Origin of the sequence: Streptomyces viridosporus (assembly GCF_002078235.1) — a bacterium.
GTDB lineage: Bacteria > Actinomycetota > Actinomycetes > Streptomycetales > Streptomycetaceae > Streptomyces > Streptomyces viridosporus.
In genome coordinates this window covers 1-732 of the sequence record NZ_MSGP01000832.1, presented here as the reverse complement: position 1 = coordinate 732, position 732 = coordinate 1, and the positions used below count along the sequence as shown (strand labels likewise).

General features: G+C 69.9%; 1 pseudogene. It reads right to left on the bottom strand.

Annotated elements, in window-relative coordinates:
- Positions 1 to 408: 408 nt before the first annotated feature.
- Positions 409 to 732, bottom strand: a pseudogene (locus B7L92_RS37980) (Ku protein); the annotation flags it as partial.

The window sequence follows — 732 nt, the reverse complement described above, 5'->3', positions numbered from 1 at the left end:
CGGGCACCCACACGGCCGTCGACTTGTTCGAATGCCAGTTCGAAGACTGTCTGGAACTTCACGCTAAGCGCACATGGAGAAGACAATCAACACTTTTCCCCAGAAAAGTTGCCGAAAGCCCCAATTGTCAGTGCCGGGGCCTAGAATGAGCCTGCCTGTGCCCATGTCGCGGTCGGACGCGTCCGGCTCCTGCGTTTCGAGGAGGGCTGCCGGGCCGGCTCCACCACGGGCAGGGTGCCTTCCGAGCAAGTCGCCGCGGGGGAGCGGTCCGGCCTCGGCGGGCGCCGGCGGTCGGGCGCTCGTCGTGCTCCGCGGCCGGAGCGGTGACGGTGCCGTCCGTGGCAGGCGCTCATGCCGTGGCCGGCACCGACCGGCCGTCCGGGAACGGCGCCCATCCGGGTGGAGCGGTCAGGAGGCTCGGCGGGGCGTTGTTTTCTTCGCGGCGGTGTTCTCGGCGGTGGTGTTCTTCGTGGGGGCGTTCTCGGCGGCGGTCCTTTGGGCCGAGGCGGCGCCGGTCGCTGGCTTCTTCTTCGCGGTGGCCCGCTTCGCGGCCGAGGCGGCTTTCCTGGCCGCACTCTTCCCGGCTGGTGCGGCATCGACGCGGCCACTCCGCACCGCTTCCAAACTGCTTTGCAGCAGGGCCGTGAGGTCGGTGACGTCGGCGTGATGCGGGGGCGCCGCCTCCTCCAGGCGGTCGGCGACGACCTGCCGCAGAGCTTGCTGGTAGTCGTC